The organism is Candidatus Nebulibacter yamunensis (assembly GCF_024208055.1).
In the GTDB taxonomy this organism is placed as follows: domain Bacteria; phylum Pseudomonadota; class Gammaproteobacteria; order Francisellales; family Francisellaceae; genus Caedibacter; species Caedibacter lacustris.
On record NZ_JAMBMW010000024.1, the window covers coordinates 1 to 22,912 of the forward strand.

25 protein-coding genes and 1 pseudogene are annotated in these 22,912 nt (G+C 35.8%); 10 read left to right on the forward strand and 16 right to left on the reverse strand.

Annotation, left to right across the window (positions count from 1 at the left end; all coding sequences use genetic code 11):
• Positions 1–204 precede the first annotated feature (204 nt).
• The 5 genes and pseudogenes from M1V25_RS09080 to M1V25_RS09100 form a co-directional block, all read right to left on the reverse strand.
• Positions 205–480 (reverse strand): annotated as a pseudogene (locus M1V25_RS09080) (recombinase family protein); the annotation flags it as partial.
• Between the two features lie 75 nt (positions 481–555).
• On the reverse strand, positions 556–810 hold the full coding sequence (locus M1V25_RS09085) for a DUF2442 domain-containing protein (RefSeq protein ID WP_116964588.1): 255 nt from the start codon (positions 808–810) through the stop codon (positions 556–558).
• A 10-nt stretch (positions 811–820) separates the two neighbouring features.
• Entirely contained in the window at positions 821–1,081 is a 261-nt protein-coding gene (locus M1V25_RS09090) for a DUF4160 domain-containing protein (RefSeq protein WP_116964589.1), read from the reverse strand.
• Positions 1,082–1,357: 276 nt separating this feature from the next.
• On the reverse strand, positions 1,358–1,516 hold the full coding sequence (locus M1V25_RS09095) for an IS1 family transposase (protein WP_498843095.1): 159 nt from the start codon (positions 1,514–1,516) through the stop codon (positions 1,358–1,360).
• Positions 1,492–1,752, reverse strand: coding sequence for a hypothetical protein (locus M1V25_RS09100; protein WP_498843079.1), 261 nt, complete (start codon positions 1,750–1,752; stop codon positions 1,492–1,494). The genes M1V25_RS09095 and M1V25_RS09100 overlap by 25 nt, the downstream gene beginning before the upstream one ends.
• Positions 1,753–1,917: 165 nt before the next feature.
• Here M1V25_RS09100 and M1V25_RS09105 point away from each other — a divergent pair, with 165 nt between their 5' ends.
• The 6 genes from M1V25_RS09105 to cyoE all read left to right on the forward strand — a co-directional run bounded on the left by M1V25_RS09105 (position 1,918) and on the right by cyoE (position 7,324).
• A complete protein-coding gene (locus tag M1V25_RS09105) occupies positions 1,918–2,163 on the forward strand; it encodes an IS630 transposase-related protein (protein WP_498843080.1) in 246 nt (81 codons plus the stop codon).
• Positions 2,164–2,497: 334 nt separating this feature from the next.
• Entirely contained in the window at positions 2,498–3,490 is a 993-nt protein-coding gene (cyoA, locus tag M1V25_RS09110) for a ubiquinol oxidase subunit II (protein WP_498843081.1), read from the forward strand.
• Between the two features lie 19 nt (positions 3,491–3,509).
• Positions 3,510–5,540 carry a cytochrome o ubiquinol oxidase subunit I gene (cyoB, locus tag M1V25_RS09115; RefSeq protein WP_498843082.1) on the forward strand — a complete coding sequence of 677 codons (2,031 nt, stop codon included), beginning with the start codon at positions 3,510–3,512 and terminating at the stop codon, positions 5,538–5,540.
• A complete protein-coding gene (gene cyoC, locus M1V25_RS09120; RefSeq protein WP_498843083.1) occupies positions 5,537–6,142 on the forward strand; it encodes a cytochrome o ubiquinol oxidase subunit III in 606 nt (201 codons plus the stop codon). The genes cyoB and cyoC overlap by 4 nt, the downstream gene beginning before the upstream one ends.
• 1 nt (position 6,143) lies before the next feature.
• Positions 6,144–6,482, forward strand: a complete 339-nt coding sequence (gene cyoD / locus M1V25_RS09125; protein ID WP_116964595.1) for a cytochrome o ubiquinol oxidase subunit IV — start codon at positions 6,144–6,146, stop codon at positions 6,480–6,482.
• Entirely contained in the window at positions 6,440–7,324 is an 885-nt protein-coding gene (gene cyoE, locus M1V25_RS09130) for a heme o synthase (RefSeq protein WP_116964596.1), read from the forward strand. The genes cyoD and cyoE overlap by 43 nt, the downstream gene beginning before the upstream one ends.
• 589 nt (positions 7,325–7,913) lie before the next feature.
• On the opposite strand, the gene M1V25_RS09135 is transcribed toward cyoE, so the two are convergent.
• Both M1V25_RS09135 and M1V25_RS09140 read right to left on the reverse strand, forming a co-directional pair.
• Positions 7,914–8,123 (reverse strand): cold-shock protein, encoded by a 210-nt coding sequence (locus M1V25_RS09135; RefSeq protein ID WP_420810635.1) that lies wholly within the window; start codon positions 8,121–8,123, stop codon positions 7,914–7,916.
• Positions 8,124–8,321: 198 nt separating this feature from the next.
• Complete coding sequence (locus tag M1V25_RS09140) at positions 8,322–9,014, reverse strand: thiamine diphosphokinase (RefSeq protein ID WP_498843084.1); 693 nt, start codon at positions 9,012–9,014, stop codon at positions 8,322–8,324.
• Positions 9,015–9,124: 110 nt separating this feature from the next.
• Between M1V25_RS09140 and xerC the strand changes: the two genes are divergently transcribed.
• From xerC to M1V25_RS09155, 3 genes are all read left to right on the forward strand, one after another.
• The gene (gene xerC, locus M1V25_RS09145) at positions 9,125–10,006 is read left to right on the forward strand and encodes a tyrosine recombinase XerC (protein WP_498843085.1); all 882 of its coding nucleotides are present in this window, start codon (positions 9,125–9,127) and stop codon (positions 10,004–10,006) included.
• A 323-nt stretch (positions 10,007–10,329) separates the two neighbouring features.
• Positions 10,330–10,482: a hypothetical protein gene (locus tag M1V25_RS09150; protein WP_498843086.1), complete on the forward strand. Its 153-nt coding sequence runs from the start codon at positions 10,330–10,332 to the stop codon at positions 10,480–10,482.
• A gap of 14 nt (positions 10,483–10,496) precedes the next feature.
• Entirely contained in the window at positions 10,497–11,249 is a 753-nt protein-coding gene (locus tag M1V25_RS09155; RefSeq protein WP_498843087.1) for a class I SAM-dependent methyltransferase, read from the forward strand.
• Between the two features lie 143 nt (positions 11,250–11,392).
• On the opposite strand, the gene M1V25_RS09160 is transcribed toward M1V25_RS09155, so the two are convergent.
• From M1V25_RS09160 to M1V25_RS09190, 7 genes are all read right to left on the reverse strand, one after another.
• On the reverse strand, positions 11,393–11,740 hold the full coding sequence (locus M1V25_RS09160) for a helix-turn-helix domain-containing protein (protein ID WP_116964602.1): 348 nt from the start codon (positions 11,738–11,740) through the stop codon (positions 11,393–11,395).
• Between the two features lie 457 nt (positions 11,741–12,197).
• Complete coding sequence (locus M1V25_RS09165; RefSeq protein WP_498843088.1) at positions 12,198–13,298, reverse strand: M14 family metallopeptidase; 1,101 nt, start codon at positions 13,296–13,298, stop codon at positions 12,198–12,200.
• Positions 13,295–14,503 carry a PLP-dependent decarboxylase gene (locus M1V25_RS09170; protein ID WP_498843089.1) on the reverse strand — a complete coding sequence of 403 codons (1,209 nt, stop codon included), beginning with the start codon at positions 14,501–14,503 and terminating at the stop codon, positions 13,295–13,297. The genes M1V25_RS09165 and M1V25_RS09170 overlap by 4 nt, the downstream gene beginning before the upstream one ends.
• The gene (locus tag M1V25_RS09175) at positions 14,503–15,252 is read right to left on the reverse strand and encodes a 2,3,4,5-tetrahydropyridine-2,6-dicarboxylate N-succinyltransferase (RefSeq protein ID WP_116964605.1); all 750 of its coding nucleotides are present in this window, start codon (positions 15,250–15,252) and stop codon (positions 14,503–14,505) included. Before M1V25_RS09175 ends, M1V25_RS09170 begins: the two co-directional genes overlap by 1 nt.
• Before the next feature lie 18 nt (positions 15,253–15,270).
• Positions 15,271–16,161, reverse strand: coding sequence for a 4-hydroxy-tetrahydrodipicolinate synthase (gene dapA / locus M1V25_RS09180; RefSeq protein ID WP_116964606.1), 891 nt, complete (start codon positions 16,159–16,161; stop codon positions 15,271–15,273).
• A complete protein-coding gene (locus M1V25_RS09185; protein WP_498843090.1) occupies positions 16,158–16,826 on the reverse strand; it encodes a dihydrodipicolinate reductase C-terminal domain-containing protein in 669 nt (222 codons plus the stop codon). The genes dapA and M1V25_RS09185 overlap by 4 nt, the downstream gene beginning before the upstream one ends.
• Before the next feature lie 386 nt (positions 16,827–17,212).
• Positions 17,213–18,088, reverse strand: a complete 876-nt coding sequence (locus M1V25_RS09190) for a glycosyltransferase (RefSeq protein ID WP_498843091.1) — start codon at positions 18,086–18,088, stop codon at positions 17,213–17,215.
• Positions 18,089–18,420: 332 nt separating this feature from the next.
• Here M1V25_RS09190 and M1V25_RS09195 point away from each other — a divergent pair, with 332 nt between their 5' ends.
• A complete protein-coding gene (locus M1V25_RS09195; protein WP_498843092.1) occupies positions 18,421–19,590 on the forward strand; it encodes an MFS transporter in 1,170 nt (389 codons plus the stop codon).
• Positions 19,591–19,698: 108 nt separating this feature from the next.
• Here the strand turns inward: M1V25_RS09195 and M1V25_RS09200 are convergent, their stop codons facing one another.
• Positions 19,699–21,945 (reverse strand): DUF262 domain-containing protein, encoded by a 2,247-nt coding sequence (locus tag M1V25_RS09200; protein ID WP_498843093.1) that lies wholly within the window; start codon positions 21,943–21,945, stop codon positions 19,699–19,701.
• Between the two features lie 57 nt (positions 21,946–22,002).
• Positions 22,003–22,611, reverse strand: coding sequence for a hypothetical protein (locus M1V25_RS09205; protein ID WP_498843094.1), 609 nt, complete (start codon positions 22,609–22,611; stop codon positions 22,003–22,005).
• Between the last annotated feature and the right edge of the window lie 301 nt (positions 22,612–22,912).

The following is a 22,912-nucleotide window of genomic DNA, read 5'->3' on the forward strand; positions in this document are numbered from 1 at the left end:
CCTGTTAAACGACGAAACTCATCTGCTGCTAACTTGTTTATCGTTTCCCATCTCATTGATCATATCCACCTTTAATTTTTAAATAGCTATTTTGCTAGATTAAATACGGTTTGGAAGGAATTCTATTTTCCTTTTACGCCCATCGACTCGACCATTTTTCTTAGCGGCCTACAGCCCTGCTTTCGTTCGCTCAATGATGAGCTCTCATTCCATTTCTGCAAGAGATCCCATAACATGAAAGAAAAATTGACCTGATGGCGTCGATGTGTCTATTTGATCTGTGATACTTTTAAAGTTGACTCCCGCTTTATCTAAAGTTGAGACGACATCAATTAAATGCTTAAGGGATCGGCCTAATCGATCAAGTTTCCAAACAACAAGAGTATCCCCTTTTCTTAATACCTCAAGCGCCAAGTTTAAACCTTCTCTGTTTACTTTACTGCCTGTTGATTTGTCATCATAAATTTTCTCACATCCAACATTAAGTAACTCTTTATGTTAGAAAGATAAATTTTGATCTTACGTACTTACACGCGCATAACCGACCAGCATACCTTACTCTAAAACCCATTGACCATTTTTTTTAATTTCTGTGTGCATAGCATCAGGTGCAATATCAAGTTCTCCAGGCCAGGTAACAGCGCCATGGCTAATGAAAGCTTTGTTAAAATAGTCTTCATCTTTTAGTACTTCAAAGACACCTGTGAGGTGAGACGGTTTAAATTTCACCACGCCTTCTAAGCCGTCTTCAAATTTTACTTTAAGCATCAGGTGCTGTTGTGGTACAACTGAGGTGACATTCCAATACATGTGTATACTCCTACCGTAGTGGCTCAATTTTATAGGGCATTTTTTTCTGGGTGCATAGTTCCCAATCAAGCAGTAATTCTTTTTGATGCAACTCAGACCAGTCTAATATAAGGTTGAGCGCTCGCCGTGGTAAATTACCTTCTAATATTTTTAGTTCTTTAATATCGATAACACCTTGGTATTCTCCATAAATGGCATGAAAATGTGGTGGTGCATGATCATTCCAAAACATTTGGATAATAATCCCATAAAATGAGCTGATTGTTGGCATAAGCACTCCAAATATTCTCATAACGCATAAAAAGTATATAATGCCGCCTTATTAGATTCAAGAATGGTTTTTGAGAACATCGGACGCTTGAGAAATCATTGTCACAGCTATTCTCAATAAAACTGCTCACAAACGACCATTTTTAAGAAGGAACCCATGTTGAATAAAAAACGTATTTCATTGCTGACAGATTCAGAAATTGATGGGCTTTTTCAAGGAGTAATTGCGTTAAGAGATCTTAACACTAGTCCTATACTCCGTCCCCATTCAATACGGTTAATGTAAAGCTCGATAACGATATTGTACATTAACTCTGCTTTTTGAAAAGCAGATACTTTTCCTGGCAAGTCGCTTTATTCTGATCCTAAATGTCAAAAACTTACGCCCAATCTTCTGTGTATTACGTTTCCCTATGTCATGATATTCATCGGGAATATATTTGGAATAGCTATGCCAGTCATCACTGTAGAATAGTTCAACCGTGAAACGTTTTGAGAAGTAATTACAAAGCTTTCATGCATATGTCTACCAAAATAATAGGCAACAATTTGACTTGTCTTGTGGCAGCTATACTTTTGAACTCCTGCTGGATTCGATTTTAGCTTATGCTTGCCTGCCTTAGTCGTTTTATTAGAATTGCATGATCTGCAACAAACGTCAATTTTTGCCATTTTTGATTTAAGAGTATGAAAGCAAATGTGCTAGATAACAACACTACCCATTTTACAACCCTGCCAAAACCTTTATTTCTACGCAAATAAGTATAGTCATTCTAAAATAAACCAATCCATAATATATTGATAAGCTTTAATTGGTAGAAACTTTTTATGGAACGGATGTCATACAGTATAGATTTGAAAAAGCGTGTCGTTAATTTTGTGCGAGCCGGTGGCTCAAAAGCAGAAGCTTGCAGGCGCTTTTCTATAAGTAAGTGGTGCATTGACCAATGGTGTAAACGAGACGATTTAGCACCTATTTCACCACCGGGACGTCCTCGCAAGAATTTAGATTGGAAGACTCTAAGAAAAGACATTATGGAAAAGCCTGACAAAGCTCTGAAGAGAACATGCCAAAGAGCATGAAGTGAGAATAAACGCTATTTGGTATGACTGCAAACAAATGGGAATAGTCATAAAAAACGACTAAATATTGTGAACGTTGCCATGAAAAGCGCATCAGCTATTTGAAAAAACGAAGAATGTATGGTGACTACGACAACCTAGATCAGCTGATCAAAGGGATGGAAATATATTGGAATGACTATAGTTGTAAACTAATTGATAAATATTTTGAAGCATACCTTTTTATCTACAAAGTGAGTCTGCACGGTTTTAATTAGTAAAAAAATGGCTATACTATGACGCTAGGTTGTTTCCAATAACCTACCTAGATACAAAGGAACTAAGGAAAATCAATATGATCAAGCATTTGCACTTTTTTATATCTTGCATAAAATGGTTGCACAGCTCTCTGTTACTGTTTTCGGTTAGATATAGAAAACTAAACCCCCAAAAGAGTAGTGCAAGCCCTTTATTAATAATTGCAGGATTAGTCTCTCTTTTATTATTAAGCGGCTGTAGCTCTGGTGTGTTAGACCCACAAGGTCCGATTGCACATCATGAATTAAGATTACTTGTATTTGCAACTCTATTGATGTTGATTGTTGTACTACCTGTGATTTTTTTAACTTTCTGGTTTGCCTGGCGCTACCGTGCATCCGCAACTAAGTCAAAATATCGCCCTGAGTGGTCGCACAGCACAATTCTAGAGATTATCTGGTGGACCATTCCGTGCGTTATTATTTTAATTTTGGCGATTGTAACTTGGGTGACAACACACTCACTTAATCCGTATAAACCATTGGAGTCTGATAAAGCACCAGTTGAAGTCGAAGTAGTTGTACTTGATTGGAAATGGATGTTTATTTATCCTGAGTATGATATTGCTACGGTGAATAAACTTGTCATTCCTGTTGGACGTCCAATTAACTTTAGAATCACGTCGGCTGCCCCTATGAACTCTTTCTTTATCCCGCAGCTAGGTGGACAGATTTATGCGATGACTGGGATGATTACGAAGTTACATTTATTAGCACAAAATCCAGGTCAATACCGCGGCTTTTCAGCAAACTATACAGGTCTGGGGTTTGCACATATGCAGTTTTACGCCGATGTAACTTCTGAGCAAAACTTTAATGACTGGATTGCTGAAGTAAAAACGGATAAGAAAACATTGACATGGGAATATTTCTGGGATCATTTGATGAAACAATCAATTAACGACCCAGTAACTTATTATGGGCACGTTGATAAAAATCTTTTCAATGAGATCATTATGTATTACATGATACCAAACTATAAGCGTGGCATGATGGGGCATATGCACCATATGTCAGAAATGAGTCATTAGTAAGAAATAGGAAAAAAATATGTTAGAAACGTTAATTGGAAGGTTCAGTAACCCACATGATGTCTTCCCATATTTGTATGAACCTATCAGCCAGCAATTAATCTTCCTTGGTATGTTTATACTCATTGTCATTGGTGGTGCGGTAGTATTGGGTGGTGTTACTTACTTCAAGAAATGGGGATACCTTTGGCGTGAATGGTTTACAACTGTAGATCATAAAAAAATTGGAATCATGTATATCATTGTTGCAATGGTGATGTTATTTCGTGGTTTTATGGATGCAGTGATGATGCGCGCGCAACAAGCTTTAGCATCAGGAGATCATACTGGTTATTTAATCGCTGAGCACTTCGATCAGATTTTCACTGCACATGGCGTAATCATGATTTTCTTTGTAGCAATGCCACTTATGTTCGGTTTGATGAATATTGTAATACCGTTGCAAATTGGTGCACGTGATGTAGCATTTCCTTATCTAAACTCTTTAAGCTTTTGGCTTTTTGTTGCTGGTGTTGTTTTAGTTAACATGTCATTATTGATTGGAGATTTTGCTCACACGGGTTGGTTGGCTTATCCACCATATTCTGAGACTGCCTACAGTCCTGGAGTGGGGGTTGATTATTGGATTTGGGCGTTGCAGATATCGGGAATTGGCTCTTTAATGACAGGAGTAAACTTCTTTGTCACCATTATTAAAATGCGCTGCAAGGGCATGACATTAATGAAAATGCCGATCTTTACTTGGACTTCTCTTTGTTCAGTTGTTCTCATAATTGCTGCTTTCCCTGTGTTAACTGTAACATTAGGGCTTTTGACACTCGATCGTTATTTTGATATGCAGTTCTTTACCACAAGCGGTGGTGGAGATCAGATGATGTACGTCAACTTGATTTGGATTTGGGGTCATCCTGAGGTTTATATTTTGATCTTACCTGCGTTTGGTATTTTCTCTGAAATCACAGCGGTATTTTCAAGAAAATACTTGTTTGGCTATGCAACAATGGTATGGGCAACTGTTGTTATTACCATCCTTTCTTTTTCAGTATGGTTACACCATTTCTTTACGATGGGGGCAGGAGCAAATGTCAATGCTTTCTTTGGTATTATGACAATGATTATCTCTATACCAACCGGTGTAAAAATCTTTAATTGGTTGTTTACCATGTTCCGTGGACGAATTACCTTTACTACACCAATGTATTGGTTAATGGGCTTTTTGGTGACTTTCACAATCGGTGGTATGACAGGTGTATTGTTGTCCGTGCCAGGAATTGATTTTCAAATGCACAATAGCGTGTTTTTAATTGCTCATTTCCATAATGTTATTATAGGTGGTGTGGTATTTGGCTATTTTGCGGGTCTTATCTACTGGTTTCCTAAAATGTTTGGCTTTAAGCTGAATGAGCGCTTAGGAAAGTGGTCATTTTGGTGCTGGATCATCGGTTTCTTTGTTGCCTTTATGCCATTATATTATTTAGGTGCAATCGGGATGACCAGACGTTTATATCATTATGATGCATCAACTGGTTTCCAACCTTGGCTCATTGTCGCTTGGGGTGGTGCAATGCTAATTGCAGTAGGTGTTTTTCTGCAAGTTTTGCAAATCATTGTTAGTATTAAAGATCGTCATAAAAACCGTGACTTAACAGGTGATCCTTGGGATGGGCGCACACTCGAGTGGGCAACCCCTTCTCCTGCACCATTTTATAATTTTGCATTTGATCCTGTGGTTGACTCACGAGATGGTTTCTGGGAACAAAAGCACAAAGGTTTAAATATTGAAAACAGACCTGTATCTGAGAAAAAAGGTTATCAAGATATACATATGCCACGCAACACCGGAGTTGCTTTTGTAATTAGCTGCTTTGGCTTGGTATTTGGTTTTGCGATGATATGGCATATTTGGTGGTTAGCAGCAGTTGGTTTAATTGGAGTTGTAAGTTCAATTATTGCACGTTCGTTTAATTATGATATTGACTACTACGTCAAAGCAAAAGAAGTTGAAAAAATTGAAAATGAAATTAAAAAGATGAATAAGGTCGGTATATGAGCGCCACAACTGTAGAAAATCATTATAACGAACACCATCATCACTTTGATGGTTCTAAAAGCGTTTTTGGCTTTTGGATATATATTATGAGTGACTGCGTATTGTTTGCGACTTTGTTTGCAGTATACGCAGTTTTTCACACTCATACTTTTGGTGGACCAAGTGCAAAAGAATTATTTAGCCTACCATTTGTCTTTGTTGAAACGATACTTCTTTTGATCAGTAGTTTTACTTTTGGTTTGGCGATGTTATCTCGCACAACAGGGAATACAAATACAGTCAATGGTTGGTTATGGGTGACTTTCTTCTTAGGTCTAGGGTTTATTGTTATGGAATTTTATGAGTTCCATCATCTTTATATGGAAGGGCATTCGTGGACGCAAAGTGCGTTTCTATCTTCGTTCTTTACCTTGGTGGGCACGCATGGTTTACACGTAACTATTGGTTTGATCTGGATTTTGAGCATGATTTTTCAAATCCGTAAGCATGGTATTACACCGATGAGCAAGACAAAACTTACCTATTTAGGTTTGTTCTGGCATTTTTTGGATATCGTGTGGATTTTCGTATTCTCTATTGTTTACTTGATGGGAGCAATCTAATATGTCTAAAAAACACTTGTACGATCATGATACTGGATCAGCATACGGAACCTATAAAACCTATATCACAGGCTTCTTATTATCCGTAATTATTACAATAATTGCTTTTTGTATTGTTGGCTTTAAGACATTTCCACCTATTGGCTTATACATATCTGTTTCCATTTTAGCCTTTATCCAGCTATATGTACAACTTGTATTTTTCCTTCACTTAAGTACAGACTCAAAGGCGCGTTGGAACTTAATTAGTTTTGTCTTTGCAGTTATTGTAGTATTAATTTTGGTAATCGGTACGCTATGGATTATGTTCAACCTTTACAGCATGATGATGGTCATGTAAACCTAATGAAGTTCATCAAACTGGTCAAACCCGGTATTATTTTCGGCAATATTGTTACCTTGTGTGGTGGCTTTTTTGTTGCAGTACAAGGCAATTTTTCATGGAGCGTATTTTTGAGCGCACTTTTTGGCATGGCATTTATAATCGCTTCTGGCTGTGTGCTTAATAATTACATCGATCGCGACATTGATCAGTTGATGAAGCGCACCCAAAACAGACCTTCTGCTTGTGGTCTTGTTTCGCTTAAATTTGCATTAAGCTATGCTTTTATTTTAGGTGCCATTGGCTTTGCTATATTATTGGTTGGGACAAATCTATTAACCATAATTATTGCGGCAATTGGACTTTTTGCATATGTTGTGGCATATACTTTATGGTTTAAACGTAATTCCATTTTTGGTACGGTTATCGGTGCAATTTCAGGATCAATACCACCAGTCATAGGTTATACGGCGATGACAAATCACTTTGACTTGGTTGCGGTTGTGTTGTTTGTCATTTTATTTTGTTGGCAAATACCACACTTTTTTGCAATTGCGATTTACCGCAAAGATGATTATGCTGCAGCAAACATTCCAGTATTGCCACTAAAACGTAGCATGCTTTATACCAAAGTCAATATACTGTTGTTTGTACTACTATACGTTTTGGCAACATTCATGCTCATGATTGTTGCCACAGTACACCTTTTGTATTGTGCTGTTGCAATTATTTTAGGTGCGACTTGGATAATGTTAAGTATTCAAGGTTTTAAAATGGAGAATCATGAACAGTGGGCACGTAAAATGTTTTTATTCTCTATTATCAGCATTACCCTGCTGAGTATCTTTATGGCAATTTAGCTATCTCTCTCATATATTAGATAAAATAGACCCCCTTATCTGATCAATTCGGTTTCTTAAGAAAATACCAAGCATATACAAATAAGGAATCTAGCTATGAGTCTTAAACTACTTAGCATAGATATTGCAAAGAACATTTTTCAATTACATGGTAATGATAATAGTGGTAAATGTGTATTTAAAAAAATGAATACGTCGAGATACATTAACTACAACATTTGCTAATTTGCCAAAAGGCACAATCATTATGGAGTCTTGTGGTGGCAATCCACTGGCATAGAAAATTTATGGTTATGGGGCATTAAACGAACTTTTACCCTCTATTTTTGAAGATATAATATAAATAATGAGTTGACTTCAATGTCAAGGTTGCCACTGCAAGAATTAGAAGTGATTATACTTTTTAATAATCTTAAAATTATCCATTTTTAAAATGAAAATGGATTATATTTATGAACATTTAAATAAAGACCATTGCATTAATGAGCGACTCCATATATGGAATTAACCCCTATATATGAAGAAAACCACTAAATAAAAAAGGGTTGCCAAAACTGTCAACCCTTTTTAGTTTTCCATATGCTTAAAATTATCTTGTGATTTGCACGTTCACTGCTTGTGGACCACGACGTCCGTCTTCAATGTCAAACGTTACACGTTGATCATTTGCCAAGGTTTGCATTCCACCTAAAGCGGTCACATGCACGAACAAGTCCGCCCCGCCATTATCAGGTTTAATAAAGCCAAAACCTTTAGCTTGGTTAAAAAATTTCACTGCGCCAGTTTGTTGCGACATAATCCTATACTCTCTTATTTATTAATTAAACTAAAATCGACTCCATGTATTTAAAAGGTTTTGTGTTTAATAGTCACCTCCTCATCCTGAATGACATTAAGGTGCATAATAAACGACAAAAATCAATCAAAGATCAAAAAGTCATGCTCAGTATAACAGCAGTTGTTAAAAATAAAATCGTTTTATCGTGTCAAATGTAAACTATTTTTCAGATATGAATTGATGGTAATTTTGATGTGAGATGAAAATTATCCCTTCTCCTTGTTTATAATCAATAAAAACTTCTTCACAGATAGCATGATTACGCGTCCCAATTTTATTACTGAATTTAAGCGTTTCATGATCAAGATCAAATGCAAATCCTTTCAAGGTCAACTCATGTAATTCAAACAATGGCACGATTGAAATCATTTTGCCACGCACCTTTTTAAGGTGCGTTCTAGCTGTTAAAAAATAGGAAATACCATACACATCGATCATAGTCATTTTAATTTGAGCTTTATATGCTAATGCGCTAGAAATATTTCCGAGATAATGATCCATTTCGCCTCCACCAAAACCAAATATGATCACCTCTTGAAACTGATTGTCAATCAACCACAATAATGCTTTTTCAAAATCGGTGGTATTTTGATCATAGTATAATTGATATGGCACGTGCGTTTTATGTGCTTGTTCAATAGAATCACCATCACCAATTATGAGTCCAAGCTTCTTACAAATCGTGCTAGAAACTTTAATCTTATTGAAAGCACCGTCCGCACAATAAATAGGTAGGTCATTATAATAGCGCTTTATATACGATTGACAAAATGGCAAATTGATTTCACCATTAATAAATAATATTGCTTTCTTCATTGTCTCAATTATCTCAAAAGTTTTATTTTCGCTCATATAAAAACTCAACCTCTTATATTCATCACAAATCATTTTACAGCCTTTCTGGCTTTAAATTTTGCGCGATGGGTATATACTTTTAGCACAAGACATAAATCTTAACCGTTATGCATCAACACATTACTACATTTTTACGCTATTTAAAATCACAGCGTAATTATGCTGATCACACACTTTGCGCCTATCAAAATGACTTATTGACGTTTGAACAATTTTTAGATTCTGCAAATAAATCCCTTGTCGATACACGTAAACAAGACGTCCAATTATGGCTTAAGAAACTCCATAGCCAAGGAATCAGCGCAAAATCCATACAACGTAAATTAAGCGCCATTAAATCTTTTTTTCACTATTTTGTTCATGAAGAGATAATTGATCAAAATCCAGCCTATAGCGTCAAGGCACCTAAAGCAGCCAAAAAACTTCCTAAAACACTTGATGTTGATCAAATGCAAACACTGTTAAATTATCAACCAGACGATAGCCTTGAAATTCGGGATCTTGCTATGCTTGAATGCGTTTATAGCAGTGGTTTACGCTTAAGTGAACTGATTGCGCTTAGCTTTTTGCAGCTTGATCTATCACGTAGGCTTATTCGTGTAATCGGTAAAGGTAATAAAGAACGAATCGTTCCACTTGGTGAAAAGGCATTACTGGCGCTAAATAGATGGGTTATCGTGCGAGCAACCCTCAACTGTGACCATGACTATATCTTCACTACCCTTCAAGGTGTACCAATTAGCGCTAGAAACGTCCAAAAGCGATTTGAAAAATTTGCCAAGCAACATGCTCCAAAACACATTCACCCACACATGTTAAGGCATGCTTTTGCAAGCCATTTACTAGAATCTTCCAAAGATTTAGTCGCAGTACAAAGTTTACTAGGTCATAGCGATATTTCTACAACTCAGATCTATACCCATTTAGATTTTCAACAACTTGCAAACGTTTATGATCAAACCCATCCACGCGCAAAAAGGAAATCTTAATTATTCGAATCCTGACACTTTGATGGACAATGTTAAAAATTGGCAACGATAAACATAAACCAATGAAACTATTGAGTATGTTCCAACCTAGTATAAAATGCTGAGATAAATTGATGATCACCAGTATGAAATTAACCAAAATAATCAGATATACCCATGTTATCTACAGGAAAGTTCAGAACAGCGGATAAATTTACGATGATCAAGTTGTATATCTCTAAATCAGTTAAGCTTGAGAATCGTTCAAGTGCTATTCAGGCATTCCAGATGTCATAAGTGGTAAAGCGGACAGAAAAATGTTGTCATATATGGGGTGGATGAGGATGAAAGTTAATTCTTATAGTCAAACGTTATTTATAAATCTTATAATTGCCTTAAAATATGAAAGCGAAGTTGAATATCATTATATCACAGCAGCTGATTTAAGTTGGCAAGCAGTTAATATTGTGAGTGTTTATATGTATGCGTTAAAGTGACTAGGAGTTGAGTAATGATGAACACAGTTTATTACTTACCAAAGGATAACAACTATATTGAAGTACCTCAAAGTATCTACGTTCATACTTTGAGCACTCAACTTCAAAGTGGATTTTACTTAACTTATATCGATCAAAAACTGACTCTATGCCACACCAGCTCTAAGCTCACACTTTGCGTTGATTTTGCGAATGTTGAAATTCAAAATCGCATTAAAACGAATGCTGCTAAGCTTGATTTAGTCAAAGCTGTTGAAGGCAAGCGTAAAACTCAACTTTCCATCCTTGATATGACAGCAGGCTTAGGACAAGATAGTTTTTGTCTTGCTTCACGCGGTCACCATATCACTGCTATTGAGCAAAATCCTTATGTTTTTCTGCTTGTCAATGATGGTTTAATTCGTGCTCAACAAGATATAAAACTACAAGATTCAGCTAGTCGAATTAGACTTTATTTTGCAAACGCTATAAATTTTGCCACACTTGATTTATCACATCAAGCTTATGACGTTATCTATCTTGATCCGATGTTTCCTGAACGACTTAAAAGTGCTAAGGTTAAAAAAAACATGCAATTACTTCATCAACTTGTTGGTATTGATGAGCAAAATAATGATGCTCTTTTTCTTTTTGCGCAAAGCTTCTTTGCAAAAAAAATTGTCGTTAAGCGCCCACGCTTAGGCGAATTCTTAGTTGGGAAAAGACCCACCAGCCAACTTATAGCAAAAAGTAGTCGTTTTGATATTTATGCAAGTCATACAACTTAAATCAGATAAAAGCTAAATATAAAAGATTTATCATCTGTTCAATAAAAAGGTTGATCTTAGCTAAGATTGATACTGATCATCTTACTTTGTCTTAAACTATAGATATAGCTTTGATCGAGTTTTTGATGGCACATTTTACCCCATCATTGAGATAACTTTAGTCCTATGTTAGGAAATAACATGTCGTATGATTTTTCGACTCTAGTATGTTGTTCCGTTAATAAATTCTCAATCGTAATACCCAGATAATTGGTTATGGCTAATAAAGTTAATATGGTTGGATTACATTTACCGTTGACAATTTTACTCACTGTTCCTGTCGACAGTCCAAGTTCTTTACTCAACTCAACACTATTAACATTCTTTTGATACATGTAAATTTTAAGGTTCGTTCCAATAATATTTAATTTTTTATAACCATCAATTGCATTCACTTTTAAAGTTTCAATTTTCATATTCACACTCAAGTTCACTTTAACTAACTCATACATAAAAAAATTCTAATTAACTAACTCATACATAAAAAAATTCTAACTTGAAATAAAAATTTGTGCAACAAAACTATTGCAACAAAATTCAATAATTGATATGATTGATCGGAGTCATTATTAAGGTCACCCCCATACCTTAATGCTAAACACCCCTCCCTGCATGAAAAGGATTTACTCAACTAGCAAGGAAATGACTCAAGTCCCATGATCATCTGAGAACTCTATCTTCTTTAAAGAAGATAAAAGGCATTATGCCTAATTTTTTGGATAATACAAGTTATTTTTTTGAAATTTATGTTTGTACAGGATGTTTTTTCATTTGAGTAGCTCTTGAATTGGTTTTTGATAAGCGTTAGTAATCATAAGCAGCAGAACTTCTTTTGCTTTAATCAACTAAACTAAATTCCACATTTTTAAATAACGGCGATACCATTTGCGTAAGGTTAGTCGTGAAATACTATAAAACTACATTCAACAAATGACTTCCTTGTTGTAATGCACCTTTTGCATTAATGCTGATAACAAGTCCATTAAATGGAAAAGAAATAGAGATGGCTGTTTGACTCGACATTTTAAGGCATCTACCAACCAGTTGATCTTTTTTAATAACGTCTCCTGGTGCAATAAACCATTCATATAAACCACCATATAGCGCATGCAGTGCTTTGAAGTTATCTTCGTTATGAAAGGTAACACGACTTGATAGGGCATTGCTACTATCTGAATATGGCTGAACAACTTTGTGATGAGCTAGGTAGTTTAGAATGCGCAATGCTTGCATTTGTGCTTTTTGACTATTGATTAATTCTTCTGAACCTAACTCAAGTGTGAAACTTTCAACGCCAACAACTTCTTTTCTACCTAATTCACCAAACGCTCTTTGTAGACTCCACCAAGGATAAAACCCTGCTTCGTCTAACGCACCATTGCATTTGTTTTCGATTAAAAACACATGCTTAAAACCAAATTTCTCGGCGCTGTTTTTTGCATATGCAGGGCTATAAAGATAATCAATTGAATGCGTATCGGTATGTAAATCTAGAATAATATCTGCTTCAAGCGCATGTTTTTGCATCGTGTAGTTTAAGCGTTTAGCGCGTGATAGCATATATTGATTTGCTAAAGCTTGATCAATTTGTTGATATAACACTTCACGCAAAGCCTGTTTATAAACTTTCATATCACTTTTAAGATGTGTTTTAGCAAAATCATGGTAATTAATATCAGGTTTAAAGTAATAACGGTTCCAATTATCGCCATTTGTTGAATCAAACCGACCCTGGTGACCTGCACCTATGAGCATATCGCGTCCAATCGGGTTGCATTGTGGAATAATTGTAATATCGCCTAAAGGTTGCTTATTTTTAAAATACTTGAGAAGTACCAAAATAACGGCATTACCCTGAATTTCTGATGCGTGCATGCTTGCTTGAATATAAACTTTTTTGGCAGCAGAATCACCGCCTTTTATAACAAGCTTAGTCACCTCTATTGCCTCACCAGCAGCATTTTCACCTACTTTTATTTTTTGTTCTGAAATATATTCATATCCACTCATACTAACCAACTCTGTGCGTTTTTTGTTTGTCTTATTATCCTAATGTGACCCTTATTAAAAACCACCTCAGCAGGTAGCTTGTGGCATAAAAAAAAAGGCATACTTTCAGTAAAACCATAAGCACCTGTTGTATGAAATACCAAGTAATCATTTATATTCACATCATCTGGTAACTGAATTTGTCCAAGCTGATCTAAATTGGTACATAACGAACCATGCACCTGAATAGGTATGAGCTTAGCAAAACTTTGGCGTAATAGAGTTGTTGGAAATGCTTCCCCAGTAATGGCAGGTCTAAGCAAATGCTGACTCCCTCCCTCAACAACAAGTAAAGTTTTACCATAGATTTGTTTACGATCAACAACGCGTGTCAAATAAACACCACATTCAGCTACTGCGTAACGACCTAATTCAAGCCAAAACTGAAGCTTTGGATAACTATTGATTAAATTTTTCAATAATATTTCAATATCTTTTAATACTAAAGGGACTTGTAATTGAGTATATGGAACACCTAATCCACCACCTAGGTCAAGCACTCGTAAATTTATGTTAATCTCGTCTGCAAGCATATTAAGCGTTTTAGAAATCGTAAACCAAATCTGTTCAAGCTTGTCTTTAGATAAAACATTGCCCCATTGAAAGCAATGAAAGCCGATGATATCAACATAATGACTTCGTTGTTTATTTTGCTTAAAATAATCTACCCAATCTTGTGGTGGCAATCCAAACGGGGTGATACATTTGCCACCTAAAACATTTTTTTCGCTCAAAGCCCACTTAAGCTGCACCCGCAATAAGACTTGTACGTCAACCTTTTTTTGATTCACAATGTTCGTTAAGTCAACCAATTGCTGAATGCTCTCTATCACAAAAACACGAACACCTCTATCAATAAAATACATAAGCTGTACATAGGATTTAGCAGGTCCTGTGTGAAGAATACGCTGAGACAGAACACCCTGAGCTAACACCTGCTCAAGCTCACCGATACTTGCAACATCAAAGCACATTTTTTCAGTGGCTAGTGTTTGAATAATGCAAGATAGTGGATTGGCCTTTAATGCATACCAAAGCTTAACAGGAAGAGAACTAAGCTTTTTGATATGTGATGCCAGCACATCTAAGTCATAGTAAAAAAATGGTGCATCAATCTGTTGGACTAAGCTTTGCAAATATGGTTCATGCAACTTAAGATCAAACATTAGCGCAATGCCTCCTCTAGGCTTAGTGCTTGATCACTCTTATCGTCACGATATTTTACAATAATCGGACAAGCCGCTTGCAAGCTATTTTCCTTTGCCCAAGGTTGTAACAATGGGCGTGTACCAGGGATCACAACCGCACCCTCTGGGATTTTTTCACTTTTATCTAAGATCCTTTCATTGACACAGTCGTAAACGTTAACTCCTTTTGATAGTACCACTGATGGTGCAATTACTGCGCGTTTACCAATTACTATTCCTTCAACAATAATCGCTCCAGCACCAACAAAAACATAATCTTCTATGATCACAGGATTCATACCGATTGGTTCTAATACACCTCCTATTTGGACGCCTGCTGATAAGTGAACGTATTTACCAATTTGTGCACATGAGCCAACCAATACGTGACTGTCAAGCATCGTATTTTCATCAACATACGCACCTGTATTAACATAAGAAGGAGGCATAATTACGACCGATGGTGCAATATAGGCACCTCTTCTGACAGCTGATCCTCCTGGTACCATACGTATACCATCCTTAACGCTAAAAAGCCTAGGTGGCAAATTATGCTTATCAACAAACCCATGATATGCTGCGTCAAAATCTTTATTTTTTCCAGCTTTAAACGCCTCTAGAATCGCTTGTTTGACCTCAATATTTACCTGCCAATCACCATTATCTTTTCGGCTGGCTGACCTTAGTTTACCTGTTTGTAAATCTGCTAAAACTTGTTCCCAGTTCATGTTGTCCTCAGTTTGTTTTTATACTACAGCTGTGTAATATGCCTTAAGTATTTCATCAGCTTCACTAAGTTGTGCCAAGCCAGTAAGCTCACTTGCCACTAAAGGCGCTCTTAAAGTATTGCTTGCAATTTTATTAGTGTGAGCAAGCCAAACTTTTGCGGGAATCGGATTTGCCACACTAAAACAGGCCTTAGCTGCTGTTTGCCACAAGCTTTGTTCTTCATTTGTGATCTTACCTGCTAAAGCAGCTGTAACGTAGCATTTAGTTTCGATAGGCCAAAGATTGGATACAACTGATACCAAGCCTTTGGCGCCAACCTGTGCTAGTTCTGGCATCATTGCATCCTCTCCACTATATACAGCCACTGAAGATGCGATCTCAACATAGCGTTTGAAACGTTCAATATCACCAGAAGCCTCTTTTAATGCCCATAGGTTGGGATGCTCTTTTAATGCATCAAACGCCTGAAAGCATAAATTAACTCCTGTGCGAGAAGGAACGTTATACAGCATACAAGGTTTTTGAGAACGATCCAACAGTGTATTAAACCAGGCAATTTGCCCTTGTGTTCCTGGTTTAGCATAAATGGGTGTTACTATTAAATAACCATCTATTTTCTGCTGGTTACAGAAATCCAACCACTGTACTTGTTGTGGTAGCTGATAACCACCTACTCCAACTAAAAGTGGGACGTTTAGGTTTAAAGCACAAGTAAATTCTACGACTTGACACTGCTCGGTAAAAGTAAGTGCCAATGCTTCACCTGTACTACCCAAAATTAATACGCCACAATCAGCATCTTCTTGCTGTCTTAATAATCTTTCAAAGCTTACAAAGTCGATTTTCCCTCCATCTAACATTGGAGTGACAACCGCTGTATATAAAATATTATTTAAATTTATTGTCATAAGACACCTCCTACTAATTCATCAAACTGATAAAACCCGATGAGTGATTCATTTTTACAGACAAAACGCGCTACCCATATCGCGCCTTGTGCAAATAGTCTTCTATCATGAGCGGTATGTTTTAATTCAATCTTTTCATAAGGGTTGCTGACTACAAGCCTATGCTCACCTTTTACATCTTCTTTGCGAATAGATTCAATTGGGCAATTGTCAACGCTAAGCCATTTTTGCCATGAAATTGCCGTTCCACTTGGCGCATCTAGCTTCTCTATATGGTGCGTTTCCAACAGTGCAAACGAGGTATTTGTCACTAAGTTTTGCAGATTGCCTAATGTACTAAGCATTTGTTTAATCAATACCATCGACAAGCTAAAATTATTGGCTACTACCCAAGTTTGGGCATTTTGGTTAACGCTATCAATAATTTCATCTGTGTAGTCAAATCCAGTTGATCCACACACTACCATAACCTTACTTTGAAGCAAAATGGGTAAGATTGAACGTAGCGCTACAGCATTAACAAAGACAATCGCAACGTCTGCCTTGTTAAGCTTTTCCACGGTAACCAAATTTTGAGAGTCAAATATATCGCTTATTTCATTATCCTTCAATAAATCAATAACGGCTTGTCCCGTTTTGCCTTTACCAATTACAGCCACTTTCATATCACATTATCCTTATAAGTTTGAAGGAAAATTTGATCATAAATCCTTTTGATCAGCATCTTTGCATTTTTTTATTTACTAATTAAGCGAATATTATGCCTACTTGCGCTATGACTGAAAAGATGAATATGATCATAAGACAATACACTAAACAACTTACCACTAACGCCTTTATGCTGTACCAATCACGGAAATTAATGACAGGTTAAGTTCAATACTGATTTCAATATTATCTATAGTCTGTAATTCATGCCGTAGATTACCGTTACTAGCTTATTATCCACTTATGACTACCAATATGCTTTAGAATTAAAGCAACGTTCACTTCACTGTTACTGACAAAATCACTATAACCTGATCTTTTTATCACGATCAAAAGGTTTGTGTTAAACTTTTTTAAAATACTTACGGCTTAAATCTAAACCAAAAAGCTTTTCTAACTTTATTTTAAAACGTTGACGCTTTTCTTTTTTGGTCAATATATGATGAGTATTGGCTTGAAAAATTTCCTCTTGCTGTGGAAAAAATCCTTCAATAATTTTAGGATGTGTCCCAACAAACTTCATCAGGATTTTGGGATCGATATCGCTGTATTTCGAGTCAAAACCTTCTGATTTTCCCCAATGCTTATTGACCTGGCTAATCTTCTTACTCATTGCAGATTCAGGACGCACCCAACCATAATGATAGATATAATTATCCAATAGTTTTGCCTTGGGATAACGCCCAATACGATTGGATTTTTTAGGATCCAATACCAACCAGTACAAACCATCTGGTGCATAACTTCTAACACTTGCTTTAATGACTCTAGGTGCGTAGCGATACCAAGTTGGTGACGCTAAATAAGTGTTAGTATTACCATAAAAATGATAATAATGAAAAGCCAATGCTTCGACTTCTGGATCGTTTTTGTACTGTTGCAAAGCCTTTTGAATATCATCTAAATCCTTTTCGTGAACAATTTCATCTCCTTCTAGATAAAAAAGCCAATCACCAGTACAAGCAAATTGAGCAATCATTTTTTGCTGGGCATAAGTATATCCTTTTACCTGCATGAGTTCATTCCAGATGGTTTCAATAATTTTAATTTTTGGATTGTCTTTGGTTAACTGATACAGAATATCAGGACTTTTATCTTGAGATTTTCCAAGCGCAATAATAAATTCATCACAAATCGGTAAAATCGATAAAATAGATTGAACATAGGGAAAACACAACTCTTCGGCATTGCGTAAAAAAGTAAACCCTGATAGTTTCATGACAAATCTGATTCAAATAATTTTGCAATAGTTTAGGGAAAACAAATTCAGAATGATACTAAAAAACATCAATTCGACATAAAAGTTCATAATACAATCCATTCTCTAGTCTTTTCCTTTGTAAACGTTATTTTTTCATTTGAGCAATTCTCGCAGTGATTTATTTAAAATTTTTCTTTACACTAGTCGTCAGCTGTTTGAGGTGCTTTTTCATATTGCGCAAATCAGAAAAAATAACGTTTCACGCAGCATTTTGCAATCTTTTCTTCGTGTACAGAGAATCGATGTAGAAAAAGTAAATATTACTGAGTTAGTCCAAGCTGGGGTGCTACATGAAAATCTACACTAAGCGAGATTTATACCTTATTAATATCGCATCAACTTTTGCTTACGTAGGAGCTGCCGCCACGTGGAGTGGGATACCTTATTTGCTTGTTAAACTGACGGGTGATGCTCAACACTTTGCTTTTATGCTGATTACAAGTCAGATAATTGGTGTTGTTGCACCTTTCCTATCTAAATATGTTGTGGATTGTTATAGCCGCAAAATAATAAGTATACTGTCAAGCATAGGTGCAATTATATCGCTTTTGTGGTTAATAAACTTAGACTTTACTACCTCAGTAGCTATGTTTTATATTGCAAGCTGCTGTCTGTGGCTAATGTTATATATGGAAGAGCCCGCTCGTAAAGTGTGGCAAGGAAATATAATTAAGGAAGTGTATGAGCGTTGCGAAGAAGGAATGGCAAGGTTTAATGCAATTAATATGATTGGTAAGGCGATTGGTTTTAGCATTGGACCCATCCTTTTTGGGTGTTTGGGATATTATGCATTTTTTGTGGAGGTACTTGGCTATATATGTGAAGTTATACTTTTATTTTTTATTACCTATGAAGCATCCTTGGCTGGAATAAGAGAAGTTAAGAAGGTTACACTAAAATTTCTTGCACAAAATAGACATTTTTTTTGGATTTTAGTTTCAACAGGTATTTTTGCTTACCCTGTGTTATATGTAGGTCAAAACTTATTGATTTCCAAGTTTAATGCTTCAAGCTTGTTAATTTCCTTATTTTGGCTGATGCTGACACTAGGTTCTATTATAAGCAATTTACTGGTGAGTAAGAGAGTTATGCGAAATTGTGATCAACTAAAAATATATCGAATATTATCTTATGTCGTAATGATAGCCATGATAGGCATGCTTTTTGCTCCATCACCTTATTTACTCATAGCGTTTGGTGTCGGATGTACACTAATTAATCCTATGTTAAATGTAATTGCAAATAAGGACATATTTATTCGCTACCCAAATCAGGTTAGAGGACAGGTAATTGCCTTATCAACCTCTTTTGCCGCTGTGATAAATATTATTGTGTTAAGTCTGCTACAAGCATTTGATTTGACCCAAGTAAATGTTTCCCTGTATGTTTTAATTGGAATGCTTAGCATTGTGGTTTTTAGGAATCATCACGTTCGTTGTTATTCAAGTGTAAGAAAATAAGGACTTATGGGACACCAATACTCAGCATCATAAATTGGAGATGTTGCCATAAAGAAGTTAAATTGCAGATGTATAATCTTTAGTGTATTGACTTGTTCAAAACTATGATCAAACGTAGCTTTCAGTCTCCAATGGAAGAAGCGTATTTTCATGAGTTGTTTGCCACAATATATTAGAGAAAGTCATATAAACATTACTCAACCACACATCAGCCTGTAACTGTTCTTTCTCAATGCTATCTTGAGCAAGGTATCTTGCGTCATTATATAACTTAAACTTTTCAAACAAGTGTTGTTTGATACGCTGCTCCAATAATGTACGCTTATCACCAAAGCTCGTTTCGCCTTTTACATATGAAATATAATAACGATCTGCTTCAACCTGCTCTAAGGCTTTTTTATAATTCTCAACGCCATCACCAATGTAATTTTGTTTTGGCCAGTTAACATCAAGTGGAACAAGTGTCGTATTACTCCAGCGCTCTAAATGATTATGATTAAAATCTCCTAATGCAGTAAGTTCAAAGCGATAATCTTTATTTTTACCTTCTTTATCCTTCTTTGATTTAATCATTGCATAAGCTTCATAGCTTAGCAGCTGATGATCAGCAAAACTTGCCAAGAAACTCAGCTTTGCCAAAATATATGACTTAGAATTGTTAATATCGTTTTGTGCGACTCTTTGCTGCCATGCTGTTTGGTCAGCTAAATTCCGGTTATTTTCATTGGCTTTTTCATGTAAATATTTCTTTAGTGTGCACAAATTGACACAAGAGACATGCTCTCGCCAATAACTGTTCATAATACTTGGAATTCCTGCATTAACTAGCTTTAACTGCGTTAATACAAAAAATGCTGTCAATAAGACAATCGCTTGTGAAAATTCTTCTTTGGAATGCTGATGAAATACACTCAACAGAGGACGAACATTGTTCCAATGTTCCTTTTCTAAGTAATGCAAAAACAGTTTGGTTTTGTCATCTAGATCAAGGTAGATACTGCCTTCTTGATTCATATTGGTATTTTCAAAGCTATAGCAGAAATATAAGTGATCTCGAATTTTTTTAACAAACTGTGTTTTTTGCTCTTTCTTTTCAGTGGAAATTGCAAAATACTCATCAATTAAGAACTGGCGTTGTGCCTTTAAGCTTTTGCTTACCTTTTGCTTATTTCCCGTTAAAATATAGCCAAGATCGACAATAAATTTGTCTAATGTCTTTGTTTTACCTTTATTTTGCGTGGAATTTAGCAAATCATGTATTTGCTCAAACAAAGTATACTCTACTGACTGTTGATAGTCTTGATAGCCAACATAACGAATGACTTCTGGCTTAAATGTGTCAATAGCATTCAGCGGCTCACCAGTGGTGTTTAATGCCTGAAAAATATTATGTGAATATGAGTTCTTAGTTACACTAATGACTGTGAAAGCACAACGGTAAAGTACAAACTCTGCTAAATAAAAAAGAGCAACGATTTCTTTTAAGTGTTTAAGCTTTTCTCCTTTAATAGGCAAATGAGGATTTGTGATGGCAGACAACTCGAATCGTTGCAAATATTCATATAAATGACTGTCAGGTCGCAAGAAAGCTTCTGTCATTTCTTCGGACTGCAAAATGTCATTTATTTCCTGATCAATAATTTTAAAAAATGACTTTAAATTCCCATTATAACCATAATCAGATTGACGATAATTAAATAAATAAGAAGCAACATCAGAATTATAAAGCACTTTGGACTCAGAAGTTGACCAACAGTCGTCATACATGCGAATAATGCGTGGATAAACACAAAATGGATTCTCTTTTTCATCCCCTTCAGCAACTGTGAAGCGGCAAATGTCATGAGTGGCTCCTGTAATAGTACCAATACATGCTGTAATACCGTAATATAGGTCAAGAATCATGACTCGATTTTCACATTTATCATCTTCTAGATTTTCAAAATAGCGTCTATCTTCTTTGAGCTTCTTGCTAAGTTTGTTAAGTCTTTGATAAATTCTTGAAGCCAGGAGGGTAAATGTTGTTAAGCGTTGCTGACCGTCTACCACAACAGAGACCTGAGAGGGCATAGCTCTTGTATCACAAGGTTCAACGTCCAAATTGCTATTATTATCTTCAACTAGCACAATTGCACCAAAAAATACTAATGCGAATAAATCATCTGAAAACATGCCTTCTTTAAGACTATTAAAGAGATCACCCATATTTGTTTTGCCATCACCATCCCAAGCAAACGGACGTTGATAACTTGGGATATAATAGCCATTTTTCTGCGCTAAAGTCATATAAACACTCTTGGGTGTTGAAGTAAAAATGCCATCGATATTGATTTTCATTCCTTCATATTTTGTCATTGCTATCCTCCTGAAAGTTTATTTATTACGACAAATAATGTTTCATTATGTTTTTTATTAAAAAACTTTGAATCCAGTTTCATTGATTTGTTTCACGTGTGACATCACCAGGTTGTTACGGGTAATCGCTGAATGTTGCCAAAATGCTTGATAAGATGTTTGTAAGGTGTTGATACGATGTTGATATTTTTTATCTTTGCTTAGCTGTTCTAATACGGTATGAAATGCATAAACCCCATTTGTCTCATCGTGCCCATAAAAGCGCGGCAATACATTTTTTTCTATACAATATGATGAAATATATTGCGCTTTTTGCTTAAGTAATACCTCGCTTAAACAAAAATAAAGAACATCAGTTTGGAAGTCTTTGACGTACATCACATCAACATTTTCTAACTGCGAGTTATACTGTTGCCCTGACTCATGCAAAGGTAGTTTCAAACTCATTGAGCTTAGCTTTGTTCGTGTGAAAATTTCGCCTAAGTAAGCATATTGTTTCACTTGAATAGAGCTTAACTTTTCATGCAAAAAACGCTCTATTTGCGTTAACTGACCTTGCAGTATTTTTACCGAGTAGTTGAATACAAAAACATCTCTACTGCCATATAGTTCTTCAATCGTATAAAGGCTTGCTTTAGCGACTGCTCCTAGTGATGGTAAGCTCATTATTGACCTAAACAGCTATCGATAAATAATAAAGCACATCATAAATATTTATATATTTTTTGCAACAGGTGTTATTAAATGAATCATGATCCTATGAAAAATCACAAAAAGCAACTTTAGTAATCAAGGCTAAATACAACAACGTGAGCACCCGTCAATTTACCTTAATAATTTATACGACAAAATTACTTGGTGTTAGCATTGATCAACGTAAAACAACTACTCTTTACAACAAAGCATTACAGCGATACTGGAATTTTAAGATACCATCTGTATTTGAGGTAAAGTGAATGTAAGGAAA

What these genes read in the sequence shown, in the direction of transcription:
- M1V25_RS09085 (WP_116964588.1), bottom strand. Translation starts at nt 810, where the DNA reads ATGTATTGGAATGTCACCTCAGTTGTACCACAACAGCACCTGATGCTT.
- M1V25_RS09090 (WP_116964589.1), bottom strand. Translation starts at nt 1,081, where the DNA reads ATGCCAACAATCAGCTCATTTTATGGGATTATTATCCAAATGTTTTGG.
- M1V25_RS09100 (WP_498843079.1), bottom strand. Translation starts at nt 1,752, where the DNA reads ATGGCAAAAATTGACGTTTGTTGCAGATCATGCAATTCTAATAAAACG.
- M1V25_RS09105 (WP_498843080.1), top strand. Translation starts at nt 1,918, where the DNA reads ATGTCATACAGTATAGATTTGAAAAAGCGTGTCGTTAATTTTGTGCGA.
- cyoA (WP_498843081.1), top strand. Translation starts at nt 2,498, where the DNA reads ATGATCAAGCATTTGCACTTTTTTATATCTTGCATAAAATGGTTGCAC.
- cyoB (WP_498843082.1), top strand. Translation starts at nt 3,510, where the DNA reads ATGTTAGAAACGTTAATTGGAAGGTTCAGTAACCCACATGATGTCTTC.
- cyoC (WP_498843083.1), top strand. Translation starts at nt 5,537, where the DNA reads ATGAGCGCCACAACTGTAGAAAATCATTATAACGAACACCATCATCAC.
- cyoD (WP_116964595.1), top strand. Translation starts at nt 6,144, where the DNA reads ATGTCTAAAAAACACTTGTACGATCATGATACTGGATCAGCATACGGA.
- cyoE (WP_116964596.1), top strand. Translation starts at nt 6,440, where the DNA reads ATGGATTATGTTCAACCTTTACAGCATGATGATGGTCATGTAAACCTA.
- M1V25_RS09140 (WP_498843084.1), bottom strand. Translation starts at nt 9,014, where the DNA reads ATGAGCGAAAATAAAACTTTTGAGATAATTGAGACAATGAAGAAAGCA.
- xerC (WP_498843085.1), top strand. Translation starts at nt 9,125, where the DNA reads ATGCATCAACACATTACTACATTTTTACGCTATTTAAAATCACAGCGT.
- M1V25_RS09150 (WP_498843086.1), top strand. Translation starts at nt 10,330, where the DNA reads ATGAAAGTTAATTCTTATAGTCAAACGTTATTTATAAATCTTATAATT.
- M1V25_RS09155 (WP_498843087.1), top strand. Translation starts at nt 10,497, where the DNA reads ATGATGAACACAGTTTATTACTTACCAAAGGATAACAACTATATTGAA.
- M1V25_RS09160 (WP_116964602.1), bottom strand. Translation starts at nt 11,740, where the DNA reads ATGTATGAGTTAGTTAAAGTGAACTTGAGTGTGAATATGAAAATTGAA.
- M1V25_RS09165 (WP_498843088.1), bottom strand. Translation starts at nt 13,298, where the DNA reads ATGAGTGGATATGAATATATTTCAGAACAAAAAATAAAAGTAGGTGAA.
- M1V25_RS09170 (WP_498843089.1), bottom strand. Translation starts at nt 14,503, where the DNA reads ATGTTTGATCTTAAGTTGCATGAACCATATTTGCAAAGCTTAGTCCAA.
- M1V25_RS09175 (WP_116964605.1), bottom strand. Translation starts at nt 15,252, where the DNA reads ATGAACTGGGAACAAGTTTTAGCAGATTTACAAACAGGTAAACTAAGG.
- dapA (WP_116964606.1), bottom strand. Translation starts at nt 16,161, where the DNA reads ATGACAATAAATTTAAATAATATTTTATATACAGCGGTTGTCACTCCA.
- M1V25_RS09185 (WP_498843090.1), bottom strand. Translation starts at nt 16,826, where the DNA reads ATGAAAGTGGCTGTAATTGGTAAAGGCAAAACGGGACAAGCCGTTATT.
- M1V25_RS09190 (WP_498843091.1), bottom strand. Translation starts at nt 18,088, where the DNA reads ATGAAACTATCAGGGTTTACTTTTTTACGCAATGCCGAAGAGTTGTGT.
- M1V25_RS09195 (WP_498843092.1), top strand. Translation starts at nt 18,421, where the DNA reads ATGAAAATCTACACTAAGCGAGATTTATACCTTATTAATATCGCATCA.
- M1V25_RS09200 (WP_498843093.1), bottom strand. Translation starts at nt 21,945, where the DNA reads ATGACAAAATATGAAGGAATGAAAATCAATATCGATGGCATTTTTACT.
- M1V25_RS09205 (WP_498843094.1), bottom strand. Translation starts at nt 22,611, where the DNA reads ATGAGCTTACCATCACTAGGAGCAGTCGCTAAAGCAAGCCTTTATACG.